Genomic DNA, 20,649 nt, shown 5'->3' with positions numbered 1-20,649 from the left:
GTTACCGCCGCCCGGCCGCCGGCCGGGCGGCGGTTCGCCGTACGAAGGGACCGGGCCATGACCGGGGACACCGCGCCCGTCGTCGGGGCGGGGACGTACCGGCTGCGCAATGTCGGCAGCGGGCTGGTGCTGGAGGTGCGCGACGCCGCGAAGGGCGGGGGCGCACCGGTGCAGCAGAACGAGGAGAACGGGACGGCGGCCCAGCAATGGGAGTTCACCCCGGTCCACGAGGGCGCCGCGCTCCACCACGTGGTCAACGCGCACAGCGGTAAACGTCTGGACGTGCGGGGCGCTTCGACGGAGAACGGCGCGGTGGTCCAGCAGTGGCGGGCCAATAACTTCGGCGCCCAGGAATGGCTGGTCGAGCGGCATCTGGAGGCACCGGGCACGGTCACCCTGGTCAGCTTCGTGAGCGGCCTGGTCCTCGAGGTCGCCGACGGCAGCACGGCGAAGGGCGCGTCCGTCCAGCAGTGGGAGGACACCGACTCCCCCGGCCAGTGGTGGCGGCTGGAGCCGGTGTCCCGCGCGGCGTAGGGCGGCCGTGCTCAAGCCTTCCGGCCGAGGTGAACGGTGCGGGCCATCAGCAGGAAGGTGTCGGTGCGCCGGAGCAGTCCGGCCGGGTCCTCGGGATCGAGCAGCCGGTCGATCATCGCGTTGTCCTCGGCGTCGAGCCGCTCGGCGAGGCCGTCGCGGCGGCGGGCGAACTCGGCGATGAGATGGTCCCGCGCCACGGCGGTGAGGGGTGCGGGCAGGTCGAGCAGGAAGCTGCGGGTGCCCTGCGGGGCGAGGTCCACCGCGGTGAACAGGGCGGCCCAGTTCTCGGTCTCCCGCTTGGAGTCGGGCAGATCCGCCCGCATCTGCCCGAAGACCTCGGCATGGATCACGTCGAGCCGCTCCTCCAGACCGGGCCGGCCGAAGCCGATGTCGCGCGGGAGATGACGCGGCTGCAGCCCGCCCTCGACGAGCGCGACGGTGCCACCCGGGCGCAGCAGCCCGGCGAACCCGGCCAGTGCGGCGCGCTGGTCGCCCATGTGGTGCAGGGAGTTGCCCGCCCAGATGAGGTCCGCCTCCCCCGCGCGTCCCAGGTCGCCGGGAAGGTCGGCGTGCAGGGTGGTGACGCGGTCGCCGAGCCCGAGCCGCCGGGCTCGGTCGCGGGTGCGCTCCAGCAGGGCCGGGGTGCCGTCGACGGCGACGACCTCCGCCTCCGGGAACACCTCGGCGAGCAGACAGGCGATGACGCCCGGTCCGCTGCCGACGTCCAGGACCCGGCGGACCTTCGGGGCGTCGGGCAGACCGGCGATCCAGCGGGCCGCCTCCGTGTACTGCCCGGTGCTGAGTTCGGCGTTCTGCTCCAGCAGCGGGCCGATGGCGTCCCAGTCGAGATCGGCGGGGTCGTGGTGGTGGGCATGCCCGCCGTCGTGCCGGTGGCCGTGGCTGCTGTCGTGGTGATGACCGTGACGGGTGTCGTTGCTCATGGGAACACCTTCACCGCGCAGCGACAGCTGCAAGCGCTGGCTGGCGGCGCACCCACCCTTCGGCGCCGTGCCCTGACGGTTCGCCGGCCGGGCCTACCGCGCCCCGTGGCCCGGCGCGACGGCCATCACCCTGGCGGCGAGGGCCAGGTCGCTCTCGGTGACCTTCCCGCCCGCGTCGTGGGTGTTCACCGAGAGCGCGACGGTGTTGTACCCGAGCGTCAGATCGGAGTGGTGGTTCAGCTCGTCCTGGATCTGGGCGACATGAACGGTGAACCCGGCGGCGGCGAAGTGCGACGGGAGGCGGTAGGTGCGGGTGATCCGGTCCTCCTCCAGAGTCCAGCCGGGCAGTTCGCTCAGCCGGTTCTCGATCTCGTTCCGTGGCAGTGGTGCGGCGGGCATACGGGGGCTCCCTCATTCGTGGCCGGTGCCGGTGACGTTACGGTCTCGGTATGACAACTGTCGCGCTTGACACGGGGGTAGGGCCGCTGCTGCGCAGCTGGCGGGAGCGGAGCCGGATCAGCCAGCTGGAACTGGCACTGCGGGCCGACTCCTCGGCACGGCACATCTCCTTCATCGAAACGGGCCGCTCCCGCCCCAGCGAGGAGATGCTCCTGCGGCTGGCGGAGCAGCTGAACGTTCCCGTTCGGGAACGCAACGCCCTGCTGGTGGTCGCCGGTTACGCCCCCCGCTACACGGAGACCGCACTCGACGACCCCGCCATGGGCGCGCTGCGCGAGGGGATGGACCGGCTGCTTCAGGGGTACGACCCGTATCCGGCGCTCGTCGTCGACGGGATGTACAACGTGGTGGCGGCCAATCAGGGGATCGCCCGGCTGACGGCCGGAGTGGCGGAGCATCTGCTCGCGCCGCCGCTGAACGCGATGCGACTCACCCTGCACCCGGAGGGGCTGGCCCCGCGGATCCGCAATCTGCCGGAGTGGCGGGCCGATCTGCTGGCGCAGATGGAGCGTCAGATCGCCCTGGTCCGTTCGGCGGAGCTGCGTGAGCTGTACGAGGAGGTCGCCGGCTATCCGGTGGAGCCGCGGACCGACCCTCAGGAGTGGGACGAGCCCTCGTCCTCGGCGCCGTTCGCGCTGCCGCTGCTGATCGAGCAGGACGGCCGGCTGCTCTCCTTCATCGCGTCCATCGCCACGTTCAACACACCGATGGACGTGACGGTCGCGGAACTGGCCATCGAGACGTTCCTGCCCGCCGACGCGGAAACCGCCGCCCATCTGCGCTCGCTCGCCTCCTGACGAGGTGTGTCTGCCCTTCCTCACTTCCGGCGGGATGCACGCCCGCTCGCTCGGCCACCTGACCAGTGGTCCCTCACTTCTTGACGACGGGCAGGGTCCACGGACCGACCGCCCGCGCCAGGACCTGCGCGGCCAGGCACACCACCGCGAGGATCGCCACGGCCAGGATCAGGGGCAGGGTCGGATGTCCGTGCAGCACGGCCACGGCTCCGACGAGGGCGCCGACCAGCATGGCGGCGGCCGAGAGGGTCCTGCGCCCGGCCCTGCTGCCACCGCCTCCGGCGAGCCGGCCGTCGGAGGCGATGCCGGTGATGGTCAGGGTCAGCACGGTGGTGGTGAGGTCGGGCACGGCGAGCGCCCGCGAGACGGCGTTCTGCATGCCCAGGCCCAGGGCGAGCAGCACGATGAGGGCGAACCGCACGCCGCCGTCGTACGGGCTGCCGGAGATCAGCGTGACGATCAGCGCGGCCAGTACGCACAGGGTCTCGACGTACAGCGCGTGCAGCAGCATGCGGCCGCGGTGGGCGTGGGAGTGGTGGACGATCAGGCCGCCGGCCAGCGCCCCGGCCGCGAACGCGCCGAGGGCGACGAGCGAGGCGGCCAGGGAGAACCCGGGGGCTCCGGCGAACGCGAAACCGGAGAAGACCACATTGCCGGTCATGTTCGCGACGAAGACCCGGCCCAGTTGCAGATAGCTGACGGCGTCGACCAGCCCGGTGACAACGGTCAGGGCGAGCATCAGCGGCGGCAGCGGCCCGTGCCGGTCGTTCATGTCCGGTACGAGGGTGGTCCATGCCTCACGCAGCACGACGGGCACAGGCACGCTCCGATCAAGGGTGTTTGATCAGGATTGTGCCGTTGCGCCCGGCGAATACCACGACCGACGCGCGTCGCCCCCGCGCCGCTGGGGCGGCACGGGGGCGACGGAGTGGCGACGGGGCTATACGCGGGCCCCGTTGTCGAGCGGGTCCCGGCGCCCGGCACCGGACCTGCCGCTCGGGGCGCGCTTCCGGGCGGGCGGCGGCGGGGCCTTGCTGCTGCGCTCCAGGAGGAGTGCGGCCGGTACCGCGGTCATGACCGAGGAGTACGTTCCGACGACGATGCCGATCAGCAGGGCCAGGGCGAAGTCCGCGAGCGAGTCACCACCCAGTACGGCCAGCGCGACGAGGATGAACAAGGCGCCCATCCCGGTGTTGACGGTTCTGGGAACCGTCTGCAGAACGGCCCGGTTCGCCACGTGCTCGAGAGGCTCCCTGCGGGCCTTTGCCCACAGTTCCCTGACCCGGTCGAAGACCACCACCGAGTCGTTGACGGAGTACCCGATGACGGTGAGGAGCGCCGCCAGGAAGATGCCGTCCACGGTGCGTCCCAGCCAGGCGAAGGCGCCGACCAGAATGATCACGTCGTGGACCAGCGCCCCGACCGAGGCCACCGCGAACGTCCAGCGGAACCGGACCGCCAGATAGACCAGTTGGACGAGGACGGCGATGCCCAGCGCGATCAGGGCGTTGCGCCGCAGTTCGTCGCCCAGGCTGGGGCCGATGAGTTCGTCCCGGACCTTGGTGGTCTCGCCGCCCTCCTCGGCCAGGGCGGCGCGCAGCGCGTGTTCGCCGGCGTTGTCGAGCTCACCGGTGCGCACCGAGATGTCGCCCGCGCCCGCCGTGGTGACCTCGGCGTCGGCGAAGCCCGCGCCGGCCAGCGCGGTACGGGCCGTCTCGACGTCGACGGGGCGGCTGGTCGAGTACTCGACGAGGCGGCCCCCGGTGAATTCGACGCCGAGGTTGACGCCGCGTACCAGGATGCCGGTCACCGCCACGGCGATCAGCACCGCGGAGATCATCAGCCAGCGGCGCGGGTACCGCATCAGCTGCGGATCGCGGCGGTTCAGCCAGGTCCGTACCCGGCCCGGGCTGGCGATGCCGTTGATGGCCCGGTAGTCGCCGACGAACTTGGAGCCCGCGGCGGTCTCGGTGAGGGCGCGGGCGATGACCAGTGCGGAGAACATCGACGCGAGGACACCGATGCCGAGCGTGATGCCGAAGCCCTTGACCGGGCCGGAGCCGAGGAAGAAGAGCAGCCCGGCCGCGATCAGTGTCGTCACGTTGGAGTCGGCGACGGCGCTCCAGGCGTGCCGGAACCCGGCGGTCAGGGAGGTGCGCAGGGACCGGCCTGGATATTGGGCGTGTTCCTCCCTGGCCCGTTCGAAGACCAGCACGTTGGCATCGACCGCCATGCCGATGGCCAGCACGAATCCGGCGAGTCCGGGCAGGGTGAGCGTGACGCCGAGCGCGACGAGCGCCGCGTAGGAGATCACTCCGTAGGCGCCGAGGGCGACGGCGGCGAGCGCGCCGAAGAGCCGGTAGACGATGGTGATGAACAGTGCCGTGGCCGCGGCACCGATGAGGGCGGCGCGGGCGCTGGCGTCGATGGCGGCGGCGCCGAGCGTCGGGCCGACGGTCCGCTGCTCGACGATCTCGACGGGCACCGGCAGCGCGCCGCCCTGGATCAGCAGGGCGAGTTCGCGGGCCTCGTCGGCGCTGAAGGAACCGGTGATCTGGGTGGAGCCGGAGGGCAGGCCGGTGTTGCAGCCGACGGTCGGGGAGACCTGCGGCGAGGAGATCACCTGCTTGTCCAGGACGATGGCGACCCGGCGCCGCTCGTCCTCGACGGGGTGACAGGCGGCCTCCCCGGTCAGCCGGGTCCAGTCCCGGCCGGCGTCCTTGTGGAAGTCGAGGGAGACGGACCAGCCGGCGCCCTGCTGGGCGTCGAACGCGGCGGAGGCGTCCTTGACGCCCGCGCCGGAGAGCGCGGCGGGGCCGAGAGCGAGGTGGCGGCCCTGCTCGTCGGGGAGCGTCAGCCCGTCCTCGGTCCCGGGGGCGTCGGGTGTTCCGGGGCCCTGTACCGCGTGGAAGGTCAGCTGGGCGGTTCTGCCGATGACTTCGGCGGCCTTGCGCGGGTCCTGGACGTCCGGGAGCTCGACGATGATCCGGTCCTCGCCGGAGCGGGTCAGCGTCGGTTCCGCGACGCCGAGCGAGTCGATGCGCTTGCGCAGTACCTCCAGGGTGCGGTCGGTGCTCTCCCGGTCCGCCTTCGCGGTGCCGGAGTCCTTGGCCTGCAGCACCATTCTGGTGCCGCCCTGGAGATCGAGGCCAAGTCTGGGGGACATGGTCAGCGTGATGAGCACGGCGACGAGCAGAACGGCCGCAGCCAGAACTGCCCGCACCATGGTGGCGCGAGTCATGGAGTTCCTCCGGGGGCGCCGGGCCCCTCGGTCAGGGCGCCACGGCAGGTGTACGGGACGGGACCGGTGACAGGTCCCATGGCCGGTGAACGGCCGTACCCGGAGGCCCGCGCACACCGGGCAGCGCGGCGCCGAAACGGTCGGCGGCGGCCGGAGGTCCGGCAAGGGTGCATCCGGGGACGGGGTGCGGCAGCGGAAGGCCGGGCGGGCTCGGGAGCGGGGAGCCCGGGCCGGGCGGCGGGAGGTGCTGAGGGGCACGGGGGTGTTCGGCGGCGATCCACGGCTGGGGCGCGGTCCCCGGCCCCGGCCGGAGGCTCTCGGCGGCGGCGCGGATGCGGGGACGGGGGATGTCGTGGGTACCGGGCGCCCGGCCGGTCCGGTCCGTCCGCACCGTCCGGTCCGTCCGCACGGTCCGGTCCGTCCGCACGGTCCGGTCCGTGCGGTCCGTGTGGTTCGCGCGATCCGTGCGGTCGAGGGGCCGGTCGGCCGGCTGGGTTCCGGTCGGCTGACCCGCGACGGACACGGGATGGGCCGCGAACCGGGCGGGGAGTCCGGCTCCGGCTGCCGCGGGCGCGCCTCCGGCGACGGTGAGGACGGCGAGGAGCAGCGCGGCGAGGAGCTGCCGCGCCGAAGCCGCACGTCGGCGGTGCGCCGTGGTGTCCGGCCGGTTCCGCGGGTGCTCGCTGCCCCGGGCCGACCCCGGGAGGGGGGTCACCCGGCTCGGCCGGGCAGGGCCGGTGCGACGGTGGCCTGACGGAGCACGGAGCTGAGGAACAGCCCGGCCCCGCGCACGACCGTGGTCGCCGGGTCGTCCGAGAGACGGACCGGGGCGCCGAGGCGGACCGCGATCCCGTCCGTGACGTCCGGGCGCAACGCGCCGCCTCCGGCGAGCAGCGGGCCCTTGCGCAGGGCTCCGAGCACCGCGCCATGACGGTCCTGCTGCCACATCGCCATGACCATGTCCAGCACCGCCCGGACGACGGCGGTGGGCGGATCGTCGGGCTCCAGGTCGCTGAGCCCGGTCTCGGCCAGCCGCGCGTCGCGGACCCTGCCGTCCACCAGGAGCGTCGCCTCGGTCAGTTCGGCACCGATGTCGACGACGAGCAGCGGGCCGCCGTCCTGCGGGCCGGCGCATGCGGCGGCGGCCCTGGCACTGTCCAGGACGATGACGCTCGAAGGGCCGAGCGCGGCAAGGACCTCCCGGGCGGCTGCGCGGTGCTCGGGGCCCGCGAGTACGGGGTGGCTGAGGACGATCACCGTGTCGCTGCGGTCGGCGCCCAGTGCCGAGTCGGCGATGCGGCCGAGCATCCGGCCGCAGGACTCGGTGTCGACGATGCGTCCGCGCCGGACCGGACCGCCCTGGCCGTACTCACCGCCGGGGCCGTTTCCGGTGTCGGCGACGACGCCCTGCCCGGGGATCCAGGCGCGGGTCCGGGAGCTGCCGAGGTCGATCGCGAGCCCCCGGGTCACTCCCCGGTGCTGCCGGTGAACGGAGCGAACGTGTCGCTGTCCGTCGCGCAAAGAACGCATCGCCCCTCACCCCCGGTCTGCTGTCGCAGCCGTTCACACACCCATCGACCCGCTGATAGCGAGGCATGACCGAGCCCTCACTATGCAATAGGTAGGCAAAGAAAGCTACTCCCGCGCAAAATCGAAGGGGTGTGGCCTCATACCTCGGACGGCAGGTACTCCTCGATCAGTTCGGCGAACTCCTCGGGGGCGGTGATCCGGATACCCAGGTCCCGCGCCTTGGTGTGCTTGGACCCGGCCTTCTCACCGACCACCCGCAGCGTGGTGCGCTGGAGACGCTGGAGGAGGCCTTCCCGCCGGCCCGCTCGATCAGCTCGTTCATCTCGCTGCGCGAGAGCTTCTCCAGCGCGCCCGTCATGGCCCCGGTGACCACCACCGTCATCGCGTCCAGCGGCCGCCCGGCCGCACCCGCCTCGCCGTCCGCTGCGCCGGGTTCGCCGATGAGGTTCAGATGTGGTCGCCGCCTGCGGCGGCGCGGATCGGCCTGGCCCGCCAAGCGCCCGGTCGGCGTCCGTGCGGACGCGTGCTCACGGACAGGCGATTCGACCAGACAGACGGTGGCAGACCGAAGCCCGGATGCCCAGAACAACGGGCCGTCCAGTCCTCGTCGCACTGCGCTCGCCAGGATCCGTTCGTGATCATCGGGACTGGAGTGCGCATGGTTCGTTCGCGCAGGCCCTATCGGAGGCGGGTTCACGCCCTCCGATAGCAGCCCTTGGACGAGATCGCCCTTACGACGTCAACTGCCACGTACGGGAGGGGTGGGTGTCACAGTTGTAGATGACGGTGGCCGTGTTGTTGCCTACGGCTCCACCGGCAGGTGTAAGGCACTTGCCACTGCTGTAGTTCACTACCAGATTTCCGCTGAAGTACCACAGTCGCGACGAGTCATTGTCACACGTGTAGATGACAGTAGCCGTGTTGTTGGCTCCGGCTCCACCGGCCGGACTGAGGCACTTTCCGCTGTTGAGATTCAGGAGCTGGTAGTTGTTGTTCCCCTTGTAGACCGCGTACCAAAGGCGGGACGGGTCGGTGTCGCAGTTGTAGATGACGGTGCCCGTGTTGTTGCCTACGGCCCCGCCGGCGGGACTGAGGCACTTTCCGCTGTTGAGGTTGTACAGAAACGAGCCGGTCGCCGCCTGTGCCTGGCTCACGGGTGCGAAGAAGAACAAACCACCGATGACGGCTGCCGCTGCGGCGGCAACGCTGGCTCTTTGACGGTTTCTTGCCACAGTTACGTTCCTCCTGATCGACGCGGATAGAACAACTGGCGCGCGCCAAGCATGCCAGACTGTGAGCCACGACACAGGGGTTTTTATAGAGTTCGCACAGCCGGAAGCGCGGAGTGGAGACGGTGGCCACCTTCGAAGATCGGTGACGGCCGGCGGCACAACCGCGCCCCTTGCCCGACCTCGCACTCGATCCCACCGAGGGTCCAAGCAGGCCAGGCCGATCTCGTTGAAGCTGTGCTTCGCGCCGACCTACGCGTCCTGGGCCAAGCCGATTGAGGCCCACTTCGGGCCGCTTCGACAGTTCACCGTCGCCAACTGCAACCACCGCAACCACACCGCCCAGACCCGGGGCCTGCACGCCTACCTGCGATGGCGCAACAAGAACGCCCGCCACCCCGACGTCCTCGCTGCCCAGCGGAAGGAGCGTACTCACACCCGCAGCGAGAAGGGCATCCGTTGGGGCGGACGATCGTTCGCCGCGTGATCAGTCGCTGACGTTCAACGTCGTGCACTCCTGCACGCCGAGCCCGGCCAGCACGGAACGAACCCGTTCCAGTGCCACCCCGCGATCGAGGCTTCCCTCGATCTCCAGGTCGAGATGACAACGTTCCATCCCGCTGCCCGCGCCCGTGATCTCCCCGTCGGGACCAAACGCGGCGTCCAACGCTTCCTCGACCTCATCTCGGTCGATGGGTAGACCGGCAAAGGCGATCTCAACGAACATCGCGTTCCTCCCCTCCGACCCGGCGAACCATACCGGTCACGGCACTCGCGTGCTCTCGCCCGTGGCGTAGTAGGCGGCGGCGGCCTGTGACGCCTCTTCGACCACGACGGCGTAGGCAGCGGTGTCGGCGAGCACAACAGGTGGGTTCGTCACGCCCTCCATCCTGCCGCCCACCACTGACAGTGATACGCGTGAGCGGCTTCGGGCGGTCGTGGCTCAGCCGCTGACCGACAACGTCCCGGCAGCGGGAGGGCGGCGCCGGGCAGCACCCTCGGACCGCCCCCGTCCCGCACGGGAGGGCTGCCGTGGAAGCGCGCCGAGAGAGCGCTCCCTCGCTTCCATTCCACCAGAGGAGTTCCAACTAGCTTCAAACGGAAGCGAGTTATCGCCTTGCGTGTTCTATTGACATGCCCAGGACGTCATTTTACGTTCCTTTGAGAGAGCGCTCTCTCGCACGATCAAGGAATCCCCCACTTCCTCCGAACAGGAGTGCCGTGCTCTTCTTCAGTCATCGACGCACCGGCGAACCCAGCCGCCGCAGAACCCTGCCGCCCCGGCGGTACCGCATCGCGGGGCTCGTCGCCGCCGCGCTCGCCCTGTCCTTCCTCCAGGCCACCACCGGCAACGCGTCCGCCGATCCGGACGGGCGCACGAACGCCTCACCGGCTCCCAAGGCGGCCGCCGATGTGGTCCGGGTGGCCGAATTCCTCGCCGAATGCCCGTACACCCACCGGGCGCCCGACGACCCGATCGTCTTCCCGGGCCTGCCCGGTGCCTCGCACATGCACAGCTTCTTCGGCAACACATCGACGAACGGCAACTCCGACCTGGCCTCGCTGGAGCGGGCCGGCAGCAGTTGCGCACCCGCGACGGACCTGTCGTCCTACTGGGTGCCCACCCTGTACGACGGCAACAAGGAGGTCAAACCCACCGGCACCACGTTCTACTACCTGGGCGAAGGTGTCCGGGACGATGTCATCAAGCGGATCAAGCCCTTCCCGCGCGGACTGCGCATCGTCGCGGGCAACGCGAAGGCGACCGGCCCCGACGACAACACGATCTCGCGCTGGTCGTGCCTCCACCACGGCGAGGTCAACCCCTCGCACAACTTCGTGAACTGCCCTGCGGACGCGATGCTGGAGTCCTACCTGGACTTCCCGCAGTGCTGGAACGGCAGGGACCTCGACTCCGCCGACCACAAGAGCCACATGGCGTATCCGGTCAACGGCGACTGCCCCTCGACCCACCCGGTTCCGGTGCCCAAGCTCCGCCAGGTACTGCGCTATCCGGTCAACGGCGACCCGGCCCGTTTCCGCCTGGCGTCCGGCCCCGGCTACACCATGCACGGTGACTTCTTCAACGTGTGGCCCGAGGCCGAGATGGCCCAGCGCGTCCGCGACTGCATCAACGCCATCGTGAAGTGCGGGGCCAACGGCACCCCCTGACCGGCCACCGCCCCGCCGGAGAGCGCGGCCGCAGCCCGTCCGACAGCCCGTCCGGGGCCCGAGCCCCGGACGGGCCCGTACCCCCGAGGACCTCGTCATGAAGGCGGCCCGCAGCACCCAAGCGCTGTCCCTGCTCCTCCTCCTGGCCGGGTGCGCGGCCCCGGCCGACACCGAGCGCCCGGCCGCACCGGTTCCCCCGGTCTCCGCGACCACACTTCCCTCCACCACGGGCCGGGCCCCGGCCGATCCGACGGATGCCGCCTGGGCCCAGCTGATGACCCCGATGAACGAGCAGGCCGTGGCGCTGCTGTCACTCGCCGGTCAGCACGCGGGTGATCCCCGGGTACGGCGCTGGGCGGCCGGACTCCGTACCGCGCAGAACGCCGAACTCGCCCGGTTGCGACCGCTGCTGGCCCGGATGGGACTGCCTGACACCAACGTGCACGAGGGACACGACATGCCGGGGATGGTGTCGGAACGCGACCTCGAACGGGCCGCCTCCGTCAAGGGCCGCGCGTTCGACCGCCTCCTCACCGCGCGGATTCGTGATCATCTGCGCCAGACCGCCCAGGTGTCCCGCTCCGAGACGGAGTCCGGAACCAGGCCCGATGCCAAGCGGCTCGCCACCGACCTGGTGTCGGCGCGCGAGGGCGAACTCGCCGAAGTCGGCCTGCTTCCGGGCGCGTCCGGGGGCACCGGCTGATGCCCCGTCGCCCGCGGCCCGGGGCTCCGCACCTGATTCCGGGCCGGTCGTACCGCCCGGTATAAAGGCTGCATGACTGCCGACGCACCACTGCCCGCGCGCCCCGCCACCCTGGAGGACGTAGCCGGTGTGGCGGGAGTGTCCCGGGCCACGGTCTCCCGGGTCATCAACGGCTCGACGACCGTGGACCCGGCGCTGCGCCGGGTGGTCGAAGAGGCCGTTGACGCCACCGGGTACGTGCCCAACCGCGCGGCCCGCTCGCTGGTGACCCGGCGCACCGACTCGGTCGCGCTCGTTGTCTCGGAACAGGAGCGGCGCCCGGTCTCCGAACCCTTCATCGGCCGGATGTTCTCCGATCCGTACTTCGGGCGGGTGATCAGCGGACTGCTCGAAGTGCTGCGCCCGGCCGGCATCCAGCTGGTGCTGATGCTGGCCGACGACCAGGCGTCCCGGACCCAGTTGCTTTCCTATCTGCGTCACGGCCATGTCGACGGGGTGGTGCTCATCTCCTCGCACGCGGACGACCCGCTGCCGGGGCTGCTGCACGGCACCCGGCTGCCCGCCGTGCTCGCGGGGCAGCCCCGTCGGCCCACCCCGCTCACCTATGTCGAGGCCGACCAGCGGGCGGGGGCACAGCTGGCCGCCGACCATCTGGCCTCACTGGGCCGGCGCCGGATCGGCACGGTGTCGGGCCCGCAGGACATGCCGGCCGGTCAGGCGCGGCTCACGGGTTTCCTGGACGCGCTCGCGGTGCACGGCATCCGGGACGTGGCGGCGGCCGAGGGCGACTTCACGCACGCGGGCGGCGCGGCGGCGATGAAGCGACTGCTCGGTGACCGTCCGGACCTGGACGCGGTGTTCGTCGCGTCGGACCTGATGGCGCTGGGCGCGCTCCCGGTGCTGCTGCGGGCGGGCAAGGAGATTCCCGAGGATGTCGCTCTCGTCGGGTTCGACGACAGCAGTGCGGCCACGGCCTGTGATCCGCCGCTGACGACGGTGCGGCAGCCGGTGGAGGAGATGTCCGCGGAGATGGCCCGGCTGCTGTTGAAGCAGATCGGCAGGCCCGGTGAGCCGATGCCGTCGGTGATCTTCCATCCGACGCTGGTGCGGCGGAAATCGACCTGACGCCGCGGGCCGGCCGTCGCGGACGTCAGCTTCGGGCGCCTGCTCCCGGGGCCGCGCCGCCCGCCCCGTCCACCTGTCCTACGGGCACCTGTCCCACGGGCACCTGCGGTCCCGAGACGTCGCTCAGCCAGCGTCTCAGGACCCGGTGCACCGTCTCGGCGCCGACCAGTTCGGCGGGCCGCGCCTCGCCCTCGGCGGCTGCCGCGTCCAGCGGGTCCGTCATGCCGCGCGGCCAGAGCAGGAAGGGCCGGGACTGTTCACCGCCCAGACCGCCGTGCGAACCGATCTGCTCCTCGAAGGCGTGCACGGTGCCCGTTTCCGGGTCGTACATCGAGTTGACCATCACATCGGCGACGTGCGGGAAGGTGTCGGTGCGCCGGACCGCGGCCGCCGTGCCCGCGCCGAAGGGAGCCAGCGGTCCCTCGCCGTCCCGCAGTTCCGCCACGGGTATCCGGGCGCCGCCGGGCCCCAGCACCACCGAGCCGTGGCTCTCGCTGCGTACCAGCAGGAAGCCGATGCCGGGGTGGTTGGCGAGCGTGCTGAGCAGCGCGGGGTGGCGGCGGTCGAGCTGCTCCAGCGAGGCGCGTCCCGCTATGTCGGGGAAGGAGATCAGGCCGAGGTTGCCGGAGGCGAGAACGACCGGGTCCGAGGGGTGCGCCAGGCTCTCCTGCTCGTCCCCGTCGACCGGCCGGTGGAGCGCGATCCGTACCGCGTCACGCGCCTCGGAACCGCTGCTGGTGCGCTGCGCCCGGCGGGGCACCGGCAGTCCGCTGCCCGCCCTCACGAGGTTCTTCAGCGTCAGCCCGTACGCGCCCGCGAAGGTCTCCCCCGGGCTCTGGCCGTGGTCGGACAGAAGCACGATCCGGTACGTGCGCGGGGTGTGTTCGGCGACCTTGGCGATCAGGGCGAGCGAGCGGTCCAGCCGGGCGAGGACCTTCTCCGCGTCCCGGCTGCGCGGTCCCGAGTGATGGGCCACCTCGTCGTACGCGACCAGGTCGGCGTAGACCGCGGTCCGTCCGGCGAACATGTCGCCCATGACGGCGGCGACCACCACATCGCGTTCGACGACGGTCGCGAAGGCCCGGATGAAGGGGTAGAGCCCGCCGCGCTTGATCCGGGGCGTGTCCTTGCGGAGGCGCGCGCGGGTCGACTGGCCGATCTCCCTGCCGACCTCGGCGACGAAGGACAGCGCGGTACGGACGGCGTTGGCCGGGTCGGCGAAGTAGGCGAAGTACCCGGCCCGGGAACGGCGTCCCTTGCCTCGTCTGGCGGCCATCGACAGGACGAGTGCGAGCTGGTCGGCGCCGCCGCTGAAGAGGTTGCCGCGGCCGGCTCCGTCGAGCACGAGCAGTCCGCCGTCGTGGGTGCGCGCGACGGCCCGGCGCTGCATTTCGAGGGCGCTCGCCGGCCGGCTGGAGACCATGACGTCGCCGGTCTCCTTCTCGTACCAGCGGAAGGCCGGGACGTCGAAGTTGCTTCCGTGCAGGATGCCGAGCTGGCTGGCGCCGGTCTGGCTGGACCAGTCGGTGCGCCACGGGGTGAGCCGGTGGCCGGTTCCGTCGGCCAGCCAGTGCGCGACGGTCGGCATCAGTCCGTCGGCGGCGGCCTGCGCGAGGACGTCGTGGCCGACTCCGTCGAGCTGGATGAAGACCGTGCCGGGCGTCCCCCCGTCCGCGGCGCCGTCCCTGCCGCTGCGGCGGCGGCGCCGGTCCGCGAGGCGTGACAGGCGGCGGCGGTAGGCGTTGTCGTCACGGACGGCGAGCGCGGTGGAGGTCGCCGACGCGACGGCGGACATCACGGCCGCGACGACGACGGCCGTCTGCGGGTCGGCCGCGCCGCGCCCGTCCGGGATGAGCCGCAGCGCGATCAGCAGCAGCGAGCCGTTGAGGAAGAAGACCAGCATCCCGAGGACCAGGGCCGGCACGATGAGCAGGGCCCGTACCAGCACCGGCCAGACCAGTGCGGAGAGCAGACCGAACGCGCCCGCACCCCAGGCCGCGGTGAACGCGGTCTTGGTGACGCTGTCGCCGTCGTCCGACTGGAGCTGGAAGTCCGGCAGAATCCCGGCGAGAACAAGCATCGTGAGCGTCGAGACCGCCCACACCACAATCACTCGCATCAGGGCGCTGCCGGCTGTTCGCCATCGCCCGTCACCCACGCCTGTGCCACCTCACGTCCGGGCCCCGCCGTTCCGGACCCTGCCCCAGTTTTTCACAGCGGGAGGGCTGGCTTCGCCGACGAGCTCCGGACAGGCCGGTCAGCAGCCGTCGTAGCCCGCGGTGGGCATGGTGAGCCTGCGGTGCACGCCCGCTTTCGTCCGGGAGCTGTAGAGCGGCTCGTCGAGACCGGCGATCTCCAGGCGTACGCCGCGCCGCTCGCACTCCTCGGTGAAGCGCGGCACCGACGCGACGGCCCGCGCGAGCACCCGGTCGTTGGGCGCGACGAAGAGTTCGACCTCGCCGTCCTCGACATCGGCCCAGAGCGCCTGGTGGTCGGGACGCAATCCGTAGAGGCGCAGCTGCCGGGTGACGACGTAGCCCTTGCCGGCGGCCCAGCGGGCGCACATGTCGTGCTGGCTGCGGGTGTCCACGAGGAACGGGTCGCTGTCGAGTTCCTCCAGCGGTGTGAGACTGGCGATGGCCGCCACCCGTACGTCCCCCATGGCCGCTCTCCCGTGCTAGGCGTTCTGCGACCCTACTCCCCCGGTTCCCGCCCGGGAGGGCGCTCGTCAGGGCGGGAAGGGGGCGCACGGAAGCAGAGGCGCCGGCCGCCCGGGGTGGGGCGGCCGGCGCGGTTGCCGGTGGGGGTCAGCCGTCGAGCGAGGTCATGACGTGCTTGATCCGGGTGTAGTCCTCGAAGCCGTAGGCGGAGAGGTCCTTGCCGTAGCCGGACTTCTTGAACCCGCCGTGCGGCATCTCGGCGACCAGTGCCATGTGGGTGTTGATCCACACACAGCCGAAGTCGAGGTTCCTGGACATCCGCATGGCGCGGCCATGGTCCTTGGTCCACACCGAGGAGGCCAGGGCGTAGTCGACGCCGTTGGCGTACGCGACGGCCTGGGCCTCGTCCGTGAACGACTGGACGGTCATCACGGGCCCGAAGACCTCGTTCTGGACGATCTCGTCGTCCTGCTCGAGGCCGGAGACGACGGTCGGGGCGTAGAAGTAGCCCTTCTCGCCGACCCGGTGGCCGCCCGCCTCGACCGTGGCGTGCTCGGGGAGCCGCTCGATGAAGCCGCTGACCTGGGCGAGCTGTCCGGCGTTGTTGAGCGGGCCGTAGAGCACGTCCTCGTCGTCCGGCTGCCCGGTCTTGGTGTCGGCGGCGGCCTTGGCCAGCGCCGTGACGAACTCGTCGTGGACGGACTCGTGGACCAGGATCCGGGTCGCGGCGGTGCAGTCCTGCCCGGCGTTGAAGAAGCCGCCGACGATCAGGTCGTCGACCGCCTTCGCCAGGTCCGCGTCCTCGAAGACGACGGCGGGCGCCTTGCCGCCGAGCTCCAGGTGGACCCGCTTGACGTCGATGGCGGCGCTCTGGGCGACCTGGATGCCGGCCCGTACCGAACCGGTGATGGAGGCCATCGCCGGGGTCGGGTGCTCCACCATCAGCCGGCCGGTCTCGCGGTCGCCGCAGACCACGTTGAAGATCCCGCGCGGCAGCTCCAGCGAGTCCAGGACCTCGCCGATGATCCCGGCGATCAGGGCGGTCGACGCCGGGGTGGTGTCGGACGGCTTGAGGACCACCGCGTTGCCCGCGGCGAGCGCCGGGGCGAACTTCCAGACGGCCATCAGGAGGGGGTAGTTCCACGGGGCGACCTGTGCGCAGACACCGACCGGCTCACGGCGGATGATCGAGGTCATGCCGTCCATGTACTCGCCGGCCGAGCGGCCCTCCAGCAGCCGGGCGGCTCCCGCGAAGAAGCGGATCTGGTCGATGGCGGGCGCCAGTTCCTCGCTGCGGGTGAGGTGCAGCGGCTTGCCGGTGTCCCGGCTCTCGGCGGCCACCAGGTCGTCGGCCCGCGCCTCCATGGCGTCCGCGATCCTCAGGAGGGCCAGCTGGCGCACGGCGGGGGTGGTGTCGCGCCAGACGGGGAAGGCGGCAGCGGCGGCGGCCATCGCCGCGTCCACGTCGGCCGCTCCGGAGAGCGGGGAGGTCGCGTAGACCTCACCGGTCGCCGGGTCCACGACATCGAGTGTGCGGCCGTCCGAGGCATCCGCGGGGACACCGTCGATGAAGTTGCGGAACGTGATGGTCATGCGGGGGAAACCGGTCTCTCTGGTGGTCGGGCGGCGTTACGGTGCGGGACGCGGGCGGCGTTGCCGCGCGGGTCAGCCGGCCGTACGGGCGGACAGGTGCTCGTGGACGGCGGGCCAGCCGCCGTCGTCGGCGCGGGCGAAGACGATCGTCTCCCGCTCGTGGACCGTCTCCTGGCCTTCCCGGGTGGAGATCGTGGTCTCCACGTCGTGGCTGAAGACGGCGGTGGACCCGAAGTGCTGGATCAGCTGCCCGGTCGAGGTGCAGCCGAGGATCCGGAAGTCGTCCTGGTCCACCCACTCCTGCCAGAGCGCGCGGTACTCGGCGGTGGAGCCGAGCCGCCGCGGGGTGGAGTGGAAGACGAAGGTCGCGTCAGGGGCGAAGGCGCCGAAGTAGTCGTCGAGGCGGCCCTCGGAGAAGGCGGCGACGAGCGCGTCGGCGGCGGCGCGGATCTGCTCGGTGTCCCGGACGGGCGTACTCGGCGTGGTCATGGACGGCTCCTGGATGCGGGGGGCGGGGGCGGGGGCGAGGGCCGGTTCGGGGCGGAAGCGGTGGTCAGAGCGCCGCGGCCGGTGCGGGGGCGGGCTCCTCGTCGGTGCTGGTGATCGGCGGGACCGGGGTGTCCGAGGCGCGGACGAACCGGGGTCCGTCCGGCCCGTACACCGCACGCGGTTCGGGGAACACGGTCAGCAGGCCGAGGTAGAGCACCGCCGCGAGGGCCAGGCCGACCGGCAGCGAGATGTCCGTGCCGTTCGCGAGGTTGCCGAACGGGCCGACGAACTGGCCGGGCAGGTTGGTGAAGAGCAGCGCCACCGAGGCGGAGAGCAGCCAGGTGGACAGGCCGCGCCAGTTCCAGCCGTGGTTGAACCAGTAGCGGCCGCCGACCTGCCTGCGGTTGAAGACCTGGAGCGCGTCCGTGTCGTACCAGCCGCGCCGGATCACGTAGCCCAGGATCATGACGATCATCCACGGGGCGGTGCAGGTGATGATCAGGGTCGCGAAGGTGGAGATGGACGTCGTGAGGTTGAGTGCGAACCGGCCGACGAAGATGAAGGCGATCGACAGGGCGCCGATGAAGAACGTCGACTGCACGCGGCTGAAGCGGGTGAACACGCTGGAGACGTCGAGCCCGGTGCCGTACAGCGCGGTCGTACCGGTGGAGAGGCCGCCGATCAGGGCGATCAGGCAGAGCGGCAGGAAGTACCAGCCGGGCGAGATGGCGAGCAGTCCGCCGACGTAGTTGGGGGCGTCCGGGTCGACGTACTTCGCGGCCTTCGTGGCGATGATCGACGCGGTGGCGAGACCGAAGACGAACGGCAGCAGCGTGGCGATCTGGGCGAGGAACGCCGCGCCCATGACGCGGCGGCGCGGGGTGTCGGCCGGGATGTAGCGCGACCAGTCGCCGAGGAAGGCGCCGAACGAGACCGGGTTGGACAACACGATCAGCGCGGCGCCGACGAAGGACGGCCAGAACAGCGGGTCGGCGGTCGAGGCGAACGAGCCCGCGTACCCGGCGTCGAAGTCCCCGGCGAAGGCGAAGGCCCCGAGGACGAACAGCGCCGAGGCCGCCACCACCGCGATCTTGTTGACCAGCAGCATGAAGCGGAAGCCGTAGACGCAGACCACCAGGACGAGTGCGGCGAAGATCGCGTAGGCGATGCCGTACGTGATGTCGGACTCGGGAACGTTCGCGAGCCGGTGCGCGCCGCCGACGAGCGCGTCGCCCGACGACCAGACCGAGATCGAGAAGAACGCGACCGCGGTGAGCAGCGAGAGGAACGAACCGACGACCCTGCCGTGCACACCGAGGTGGGCGGAGGAGGAGACGGCGTTGTTGGTGCCGTTGCGCGGGCCGAACAACGACATGGGCGCGAGCAGCAGCGCACCGACGAGGAGGCCGAGGACGGTCGCGGCGAGGCCCTGCCAGAAGGAGAGGCCGAACAGGATCGGGAAGGCTCCCAGTACACAGGTCGCGAAAGTGTTGGCACCGCCGAAGGCGAGCCGGAAGAGGTCGATGGGACGGGCGGTGCGGTCCGCGTCGGGAATCCGCTCCACGCCATTGGTCTCGACTTCGGTGATCGAGGTAGTCATGGGCGTTCCACCTGCTGTTCGTGCTGTTCATGCGCGGGGACTGGCCCCTCAGTGTGGATGTACCGGCCACCGTGGGCAATTGTGAAAGTCACAAAGGGATACGCTGACATCTGTGGCCAACAACAAACTGACGGTCGAGGATCTGCTCTCGTTCCCCGCACTTCAGCTCACCGTGCGGGCGGGTGGCAGCGGTCTCGGCCGGTCCGTCTCCTGGGCGCATGCCAGTGAACTCGCCGATCCGACACCGTGGCTGCTCGGCGCCGAGGTGATCATGACGACGGGCCTCGCGGTGCCGCGGACCGCCGCGGGCCAGCGTGCCTATCTGGAGCGGCTGGACGACGCCGGTGTCTCCGCGCTCGCCCTCTCCGCGCAGTTGCACATGCCGCCGCTGCACGACGCGTTCTTCCGGGCGGCCGAGGAGCGGGGCTTCCCGGTGCTGGAGGTGCCGCTCGCGGTGCCCTTCATCGCCGTCTCCCAGGAGGTGGCCGCCTCGGTGCAGGAGGACGCCCGCCACCGGCTGGGCGCCCAGTTGCAGGTCTTCGGTTCGCTGCGCTGGCTGGTCGCCGAGGATCTGGACACCCCCACGCTGCTGCGCCGTCTGGAGCGCCTGTCGGGGTACGACGTCTATCTCTGCACTCCGCAGGGGCGCCCGCTGCTGCCCGGGGTGCCGGTGCCCGATCCGGGGGTGCTGCCCGCCTCGGCGGACGCGCCGCCGACCATTCCGGGCGGTTTCGTGCTGCCGGTGCCGGCGCCGGGCGGTCCGGCGGGGTTCCTGGTGGCGTACGAGCGGGAGGGCGCCCAGCCCGCGGGACTCGCCGTCGTCCAGCACATCGCCACGGTGGCGGCGCTGCGGGTCGCGATGGTGCGCACCGAGCGCGAGACACTGCGGCGCGAGGGCGCGGAGACGCTGGCCGAACTGTTGCAGGAGGTGCTCGACCCGGAGGCGGCCCGGCGCAGGCTGGCACGGCACGCGATCGAGGGCGACACGGTGCTGATCGTCGTCCGCGGCGCCACGGACGAGGCGCTGCTGCGCTGTCTGCAGGACCATCCGCATCTGCTGCTGACCTGGGGCGAGGACCGCTATGTGCTGGGTTCGCCGGAGCTGGCCGTGGAGATCGGCGGGCTGTCCGACGTGGCGGCGGGCATGAGCCGTCCGTTCCTGCCGGGCGCCGCGCTGCGGGTGGCGCAGCGGGAGGCGCTCTGGGCGGTGTCGAAGGCCGTCGAGTCCGGCCGGCCCGTGGTCCGCTACGGCGACGACTCGACGGGCCGCTGGCTGCCGGACGACCCGGCGGTGCTGACGGCGCTGGTCGAGCACGTGCTCGGTGAGGTGCTGCGGTACGACGCCGCCCACGACTCGCAGTTGCTGGTCTCGGTCCGCACCTGGATGGAGCGCAACCGCCGCACGGAGACGGCGGCGGCCGCCCTCCACATCCACCCGAACACCCTCACGTACCGGCTGCGGCGCTTCGGTACGCTGGCCGACCGGGATCTGGGATCGACGGGAGCGCTGGCCGAGGTCTGGCTCGCCATCCAGGCGGCGGGCACGCTGGGGCTCACGGACTGAGCGCGGCGACTG

Annotated in this window: 19 protein-coding genes and 2 pseudogenes; 7 read left to right on the top strand and 14 right to left on the bottom strand. The window is 71.5% G+C overall.

Going from position 1 to position 20,649, the window contains the following annotated elements; genetic code table 11:
• The first annotated feature begins 57 nt into the window (after nucleotides 1-57).
• Nucleotides 58-534: an RICIN domain-containing protein gene (locus tag FHX80_RS26980; protein WP_145766569.1), complete on the top strand. Its 477-nt coding sequence runs from the start codon at nucleotides 58-60 to the stop codon at nucleotides 532-534.
• An 11-nt stretch (nucleotides 535-545) separates the two neighbouring features.
• Here the strand turns inward: FHX80_RS26980 and FHX80_RS26975 are convergent, their stop codons facing one another.
• Both FHX80_RS26975 and FHX80_RS26970 read right to left on the bottom strand, forming a co-directional pair.
• A complete protein-coding gene (locus FHX80_RS26975) occupies nucleotides 546-1,475 on the bottom strand; it encodes a class I SAM-dependent methyltransferase (protein WP_145766568.1) in 930 nt (309 codons plus the stop codon).
• 93 nt (nucleotides 1,476-1,568) lie between these two features.
• Complete coding sequence (locus tag FHX80_RS26970) at nucleotides 1,569-1,874, bottom strand: 4a-hydroxytetrahydrobiopterin dehydratase (protein WP_145766567.1); 306 nt, start codon at nucleotides 1,872-1,874, stop codon at nucleotides 1,569-1,571.
• Nucleotides 1,875-1,924: 50 nt separating this feature from the next.
• On the opposite strand from FHX80_RS26970, the gene FHX80_RS26965 reads away from it, so the two are divergent.
• Entirely contained in the window at nucleotides 1,925-2,731 is an 807-nt protein-coding gene (locus tag FHX80_RS26965) for a helix-turn-helix domain-containing protein (RefSeq protein ID WP_145766566.1), read from the top strand.
• Between the two features lie 73 nt (nucleotides 2,732-2,804).
• Here the strand turns inward: FHX80_RS26965 and FHX80_RS26960 are convergent, their stop codons facing one another.
• The 6 genes and pseudogenes from FHX80_RS26960 to FHX80_RS34850 form a co-directional block, all read right to left on the bottom strand.
• The gene (locus FHX80_RS26960) at nucleotides 2,805-3,548 is read right to left on the bottom strand and encodes a YoaK family protein (RefSeq protein WP_145767521.1); all 744 of its coding nucleotides are present in this window, start codon (nucleotides 3,546-3,548) and stop codon (nucleotides 2,805-2,807) included.
• A 123-nt stretch (nucleotides 3,549-3,671) separates the two neighbouring features.
• On the bottom strand, nucleotides 3,672-5,972 hold the full coding sequence (gene secD / locus FHX80_RS26955; protein ID WP_145766565.1) for a protein translocase subunit SecD: 2,301 nt from the start codon (nucleotides 5,970-5,972) through the stop codon (nucleotides 3,672-3,674).
• Nucleotides 5,973-6,003: 31 nt separating this feature from the next.
• Nucleotides 6,004-6,687 carry a hypothetical protein gene (locus FHX80_RS26950; protein ID WP_145766564.1) on the bottom strand — a complete coding sequence of 228 codons (684 nt, stop codon included), beginning with the start codon at nucleotides 6,685-6,687 and terminating at the stop codon, nucleotides 6,004-6,006.
• A complete protein-coding gene (locus FHX80_RS26945; protein ID WP_145766563.1) occupies nucleotides 6,684-7,502 on the bottom strand; it encodes a rod shape-determining protein in 819 nt (272 codons plus the stop codon). The genes FHX80_RS26950 and FHX80_RS26945 overlap by 4 nt, the downstream gene beginning before the upstream one ends.
• 137 nt (nucleotides 7,503-7,639) lie before the next feature.
• Nucleotides 7,640-7,935, bottom strand: a pseudogene (locus FHX80_RS26940) (BRCT domain-containing protein); the annotation flags it as partial.
• A 298-nt stretch (nucleotides 7,936-8,233) separates the two neighbouring features.
• Nucleotides 8,234-8,656: an RICIN domain-containing protein gene (locus FHX80_RS34850; RefSeq protein ID WP_167523649.1), complete on the bottom strand. Its 423-nt coding sequence runs from the start codon at nucleotides 8,654-8,656 to the stop codon at nucleotides 8,234-8,236.
• A gap of 304 nt (nucleotides 8,657-8,960) precedes the next feature.
• Between FHX80_RS34850 and FHX80_RS26930 the strand changes: the two are divergent.
• Nucleotides 8,961-9,218 (top strand): annotated as a pseudogene (locus tag FHX80_RS26930) (IS630 family transposase); the annotation flags it as partial.
• Here FHX80_RS26930 and FHX80_RS26925 read toward each other — a convergent pair.
• Complete coding sequence (locus FHX80_RS26925) at nucleotides 9,219-9,458, bottom strand: hypothetical protein (RefSeq protein WP_145766561.1); 240 nt, start codon at nucleotides 9,456-9,458, stop codon at nucleotides 9,219-9,221.
• Nucleotides 9,459-9,952: 494 nt separating this feature from the next.
• Between FHX80_RS26925 and FHX80_RS26920 the strand changes: the two genes are divergently transcribed.
• The 3 genes from FHX80_RS26920 (at nucleotide 9,953) to FHX80_RS26910 (ending at nucleotide 12,731) form a co-directional block, all read left to right on the top strand.
• Complete coding sequence (locus tag FHX80_RS26920; RefSeq protein ID WP_145766560.1) at nucleotides 9,953-10,903, top strand: DUF1996 domain-containing protein; 951 nt, start codon at nucleotides 9,953-9,955, stop codon at nucleotides 10,901-10,903.
• 97 nt (nucleotides 10,904-11,000) lie between these two features.
• Nucleotides 11,001-11,606 (top strand): DUF305 domain-containing protein, encoded by a 606-nt coding sequence (locus FHX80_RS26915; RefSeq protein ID WP_145766559.1) that lies wholly within the window; start codon nucleotides 11,001-11,003, stop codon nucleotides 11,604-11,606.
• A gap of 72 nt (nucleotides 11,607-11,678) precedes the next feature.
• Complete coding sequence (locus tag FHX80_RS26910; protein WP_145766558.1) at nucleotides 11,679-12,731, top strand: LacI family DNA-binding transcriptional regulator; 1,053 nt, start codon at nucleotides 11,679-11,681, stop codon at nucleotides 12,729-12,731.
• A gap of 25 nt (nucleotides 12,732-12,756) precedes the next feature.
• Here FHX80_RS26910 and FHX80_RS26905 read toward each other — a convergent pair whose 3' ends face one another.
• The 5 genes from FHX80_RS26905 to FHX80_RS26885 all read right to left on the bottom strand — a co-directional run bounded on the left by FHX80_RS26905 (nucleotide 12,757) and on the right by FHX80_RS26885 (nucleotide 19,073).
• Nucleotides 12,757-14,889 carry a phage holin family protein gene (locus tag FHX80_RS26905; RefSeq protein ID WP_244318457.1) on the bottom strand — a complete coding sequence of 711 codons (2,133 nt, stop codon included), beginning with the start codon at nucleotides 14,887-14,889 and terminating at the stop codon, nucleotides 12,757-12,759.
• A 99-nt stretch (nucleotides 14,890-14,988) separates the two neighbouring features.
• A complete protein-coding gene (locus FHX80_RS26900; protein WP_145766557.1) occupies nucleotides 14,989-15,393 on the bottom strand; it encodes a serine integrase family protein in 405 nt (134 codons plus the stop codon).
• Between the two features lie 145 nt (nucleotides 15,394-15,538).
• Nucleotides 15,539-16,984 (bottom strand): gamma-aminobutyraldehyde dehydrogenase, encoded by a 1,446-nt coding sequence (locus tag FHX80_RS26895; protein WP_145766556.1) that lies wholly within the window; start codon nucleotides 16,982-16,984, stop codon nucleotides 15,539-15,541.
• Between the two features lie 72 nt (nucleotides 16,985-17,056).
• Nucleotides 17,057-17,473, bottom strand: a complete 417-nt coding sequence (locus FHX80_RS26890; protein ID WP_145766555.1) for a YybH family protein — start codon at nucleotides 17,471-17,473, stop codon at nucleotides 17,057-17,059.
• A gap of 64 nt (nucleotides 17,474-17,537) precedes the next feature.
• Nucleotides 17,538-19,073: a purine-cytosine permease family protein gene (locus FHX80_RS26885; RefSeq protein ID WP_145766554.1), complete on the bottom strand. Its 1,536-nt coding sequence runs from the start codon at nucleotides 19,071-19,073 to the stop codon at nucleotides 17,538-17,540.
• Between the two features lie 112 nt (nucleotides 19,074-19,185).
• On the opposite strand from FHX80_RS26885, the gene FHX80_RS26880 reads away from it, so the two are divergent.
• A complete protein-coding gene (locus tag FHX80_RS26880) occupies nucleotides 19,186-20,637 on the top strand; it encodes a PucR family transcriptional regulator (protein ID WP_145766553.1) in 1,452 nt (483 codons plus the stop codon).
• Nucleotides 20,638-20,649 lie beyond the last annotated feature (12 nt).

Origin of the sequence: Streptomyces brevispora (genome assembly GCF_007829885.1) — a bacterium.
In the GTDB taxonomy this organism is placed as follows: domain Bacteria; phylum Actinomycetota; class Actinomycetes; order Streptomycetales; family Streptomycetaceae; genus Streptomyces; species Streptomyces brevispora.
The sequence above is the reverse complement of the archived record's forward strand: the minus strand, read 5'-3'. Positions and strand labels throughout refer to the sequence as shown.

Excerpts from the sequence above, each read along its gene's own strand:
- secD (WP_145766565.1), bottom strand. The coding sequence starts at position 5,972 with ATGACTCGCGCCACCATGGTGCGGGCAGTTCTGGCTGCGGCCGTTCTG.
- FHX80_RS26890 (WP_145766555.1), bottom strand. The coding sequence starts at position 17,473 with ATGACCACGCCGAGTACGCCCGTCCGGGACACCGAGCAGATCCGCGCC.
- FHX80_RS26915 (WP_145766559.1), top strand. The coding sequence starts at position 11,001 with ATGAAGGCGGCCCGCAGCACCCAAGCGCTGTCCCTGCTCCTCCTCCTG.
- FHX80_RS26895 (WP_145766556.1), bottom strand. The coding sequence starts at position 16,984 with ATGACCATCACGTTCCGCAACTTCATCGACGGTGTCCCCGCGGATGCC.
- FHX80_RS26945 (WP_145766563.1), bottom strand. The coding sequence starts at position 7,502 with ATGCGTTCTTTGCGCGACGGACAGCGACACGTTCGCTCCGTTCACCGG.
- FHX80_RS26965 (WP_145766566.1), top strand. The coding sequence starts at position 1,925 with ATGACAACTGTCGCGCTTGACACGGGGGTAGGGCCGCTGCTGCGCAGC.
- FHX80_RS26910 (WP_145766558.1), top strand. The coding sequence starts at position 11,679 with ATGACTGCCGACGCACCACTGCCCGCGCGCCCCGCCACCCTGGAGGAC.
- FHX80_RS26900 (WP_145766557.1), bottom strand. The coding sequence starts at position 15,393 with ATGGGGGACGTACGGGTGGCGGCCATCGCCAGTCTCACACCGCTGGAG.
- FHX80_RS26885 (WP_145766554.1), bottom strand. The coding sequence starts at position 19,073 with ATGACTACCTCGATCACCGAAGTCGAGACCAATGGCGTGGAGCGGATT.
- FHX80_RS26980 (WP_145766569.1), top strand. The coding sequence starts at position 58 with ATGACCGGGGACACCGCGCCCGTCGTCGGGGCGGGGACGTACCGGCTG.
- FHX80_RS26970 (WP_145766567.1), bottom strand. The coding sequence starts at position 1,874 with ATGCCCGCCGCACCACTGCCACGGAACGAGATCGAGAACCGGCTGAGC.
- FHX80_RS26925 (WP_145766561.1), bottom strand. The coding sequence starts at position 9,458 with ATGTTCGTTGAGATCGCCTTTGCCGGTCTACCCATCGACCGAGATGAG.
- FHX80_RS26975 (WP_145766568.1), bottom strand. The coding sequence starts at position 1,475 with ATGAGCAACGACACCCGTCACGGTCATCACCACGACAGCAGCCACGGC.